This window comes from Pseudoalteromonas aliena SW19 (assembly GCF_014905615.1).
GTDB classification, from domain to species: domain Bacteria; phylum Pseudomonadota; class Gammaproteobacteria; order Enterobacterales; family Alteromonadaceae; genus Pseudoalteromonas; species Pseudoalteromonas aliena.
On record NZ_AQGU01000003.1, the window covers coordinates 1 to 698 of the forward strand.

General features: G+C 53.7%; 1 rRNA gene. It reads left to right on the top strand.

From position 1 onward, the window contains the following. A 16S ribosomal RNA gene (locus PALI_RS00015) occupies positions 1 to 698 on the top strand; the annotation flags it as partial.

Below are 698 nucleotides of genomic sequence, written 5' to 3' on the forward strand. Positions count from 1 at the left end.
CTTTGCTGACGAGCGGCGGACGGGTGAGTAATGCTTGGGAACATGCCTTGAGGTGGGGGACAACAGTTGGAAACGACTGCTAATACCGCATAATGTCTACGGACCAAAGGGGGCTTCGGCTCTCGCCTTTAGATTGGCCCAAGTGGGATTAGCTAGTTGGTGAGGTAATGGCTCACCAAGGCGACGATCCCTAGCTGGTTTGAGAGGATGATCAGCCACACTGGGACTGAGACACGGCCCAGACTCCTACGGGAGGCAGCAGTGGGGAATATTGCACAATGGGCGCAAGCCTGATGCAGCCATGCCGCGTGTGTGAAGAAGGCCTTCGGGTTGTAAAGCACTTTCAGTCAGGAGGAAAGGTTAGTAGTTAATACCTGCTAGCTGTGACGTTACTGACAGAAGAAGCACCGGCTAACTCCGTGCCAGCAGCCGCGGTAATACGGAGGGTGCGAGCGTTAATCGGAATTACTGGGCGTAAAGCGTACGCAGGCGGTTTGTTAAGCGAGATGTGAAAGCCCTGGGCTCAACCTGGGAACTGCATTTCGAACTGGCAAACTAGAGTGTGATAGAGGGTGGTAGAATTTCAGGTGTAGCGGTGAAATGCGTAGAGATCTGAAGGAATACCGATGGCGAAGGCAGCCACCTGGGTCAACACTGACGCTCATGTACGAAAGCGTGGGGAGCAAACGGGATTAGAT